We start from the raw sequence: 2,326 nt of genomic DNA, 5'->3' as shown, positions 1-2,326 counted from the left end.
TGCTGCTCTCATGATGGATGCCCTGGTGCCACCCGGAATCCGTCCGGAAGGTGGCTACCTAGCGGGCCTTGAGGAACCGCCCGCCGCATTGCGCATCGGCGCGAGCCTGGATAGCCCGTGGTCCACCACTTTCCCGTTCACCCCGGAGCGGGAAGCCCTTGATGCCTTCGCCAAAGGCATCGCACTGCTGACGGACGCGGGCCATTCAGTGCTGGATGCCGAGGTCCGCTATGACAATCGCTATCCGGAAGCGTTCACCACCGCCTGGACTGCCGGCGTTGGGAGCGCCCGGATCCTGCCGCAGCGCGAAGCCCTGCTGACCCCGCTGACCCGGACCTTCCGGCGTCGGGCGCAACAGCGGAGCGCAGCCAAGGTCAACGAAGCGCTCGGTTTCCTGCGGCAGTTCACGCACGACACCGTCACCCAGTACGCGCAGTGGGACCTCGTCCTGACGCCGTCGCTGGCACAGACGCCACGGCCCGTGGGCTGGTTCACCGGCACAATGCCCGGAGGCGAGCAATGGCCGGCCCCCGACTGGCCAGGCGACGCGGACGACGACTACCGCAAGCAATGCGAGTTTGCGCCCTGGTCCTCAATGGTGAACGTGTGCGGCCTGCCGGCGATCACGGTGCCGGTTCATTGGACCGGCCCGACGCCCGGAACGGGGCTTCCGATGGGCATCCAACTCATCGGAAAACCGGGATCCGAGCTGCTGCTCCTGCGGCTCGCGAGGCAGCTTGAGAGGCAGCAAAAAGCGGCGCCCCACCCCGGCAAATAGTTGCTCGAGGCATCTAAATGATGTGACAAATGCGCTCAGTCAATGTCACCATGGATCAGATGAGCACAACTCTAGACACGCGGACGCCCGCCAAAAACGCGGGCGATACGTCATTTTTCGGCCACCCAAAGATGCTGGCCAGCCTCTTCTCCGTAGAAATGTGGGAACGATTCTCCTTCTACGGCATGCAGGGCATCCTGCTTTACTACATGTACTTCACCGCGGACCATGGCGGACTCTCGATCGACAAATCGCTCGCCGCCGGACTGGTTGGCGCGTACGGCGGAGGCGTGTACCTCTCCACGATCCTGGGCGCCTGGTTGGCGGACCGGCTTTTCGGCTCCGAACGGGTACTTTTCGGTTCCGCCATCATGATCATGACCGGCCACATCGCACTTGCGCTCCTGCCCGGGATCCCGGGCCTGGTGGCGGGCCTCGTGCTGGTGGGTATCGGATCCGGCGGCCTCAAGGCGAACGCAACAGCGCTGGTCGGCACCCTCTATGGGAGAAGGACGAACGCCGTGACGCCGGCTTCTCCATCTTCTACATGGGCATCAACCTCGGCGCCTCATCGGACCGCTCGTGACCGGCTGGCTGCAGGAAAGCAACGGCTTCCACTGGGGCTTCGGCGCAGCCGCAATCGGCATGGCGATCGGCCTGGTCATCTACGCACTGGGCCGCAACAAGCTCCCGGAAGAAGCACACCGCGTTCCAAACGCCCTTCCGTCAGCACAGCGGAGCCGTTATGGGCTCATCTTCCTCGGCATCGCCGTCGTGATCGCCGTGCTCCTGATGACCGGCGTGGTGAATCCCGGCAACCTGGCCAAGAGCATGGCATACGCCGCCATTGTCGCCTCGGTCATCTATTTCACGCTGATCTTCAGAAGCAAGAAGGTCACGCCGTTTGAGCGCAAGCGTGTTGTCGCATTCATTCCGCTGTACATCGCGTCTGCAGCGTTCTGGGCACTCTTCCAGCAGCAGTTCACGTTCATTGCCGTGTACTCGGAGGAAAAACTGGACCGCAACCTCTTCGGATGGGAAATGCCGGCGGCCTGGGTACAGTCCATCAACCCTGTATTCATCATCGTCTTCGCAGGCGTCATGGCTGCCCTCTGGACAAAACTTGGTCCGAAGCAGCCGGGATCCCCCATCAAGTTCGCTGCCGGACTCTTCGTCATGGGACTGGCATTCCTGGCCTTCATCCCCTTGTCCGGCGCTGGAAAGACCCCGCTGCTTGCGCTCGTGGGAATCCTGTTCCTCTTCACCTTGGCGGAACTGTTCCTGTCCCCCATCGGCCTGTCCGTGAGCACCAAGCTGGCCCCCAAGGCCTTCCACACCCAGATGGTGGCCCTGTTCTTCCTCTCGGTGTCTCTCGGCACCGCGTTGGCGGGCATCCTGGCCGGCCTGTACAACCCTGACAACGAATTGCCGTACTTCCTGGGCGTCGGCGGCACGGCGGTTGTGATCGCTGCTGCCTTGGCGGCTGGCTCGCCCGCCATCAAGAAATTGATGGGCGGCGTCCGCTAGTCACGTGACCGAGCTGGAGCG

The 2,326-nt window shown here is 63.2% G+C and carries 1 protein-coding gene and 1 pseudogene; both read left to right on the top strand.

All coding sequences use genetic code 11. The features are described 5' to 3' along the window. The coding region (locus AHiyo1_RS13525; RefSeq protein WP_253257326.1) for an amidase family protein at positions 1-778 on the top strand (778 nt) is incomplete at its 5' end. 50 nt (positions 779-828) lie between these two features. Continuing rightward, positions 829-2,305: pseudogene (locus AHiyo1_RS13520) on the top strand (peptide MFS transporter). Positions 2,306-2,326 lie beyond the last annotated feature (21 nt).

Source organism: Arthrobacter sp. Hiyo1 (genome assembly GCF_001263615.2).
Taxonomy (GTDB): domain Bacteria; phylum Actinomycetota; class Actinomycetes; order Actinomycetales; family Micrococcaceae; genus Arthrobacter.
The sequence above is the reverse complement of the archived record's forward strand: the minus strand, read 5'-3'. Positions and strand labels throughout refer to the sequence as shown.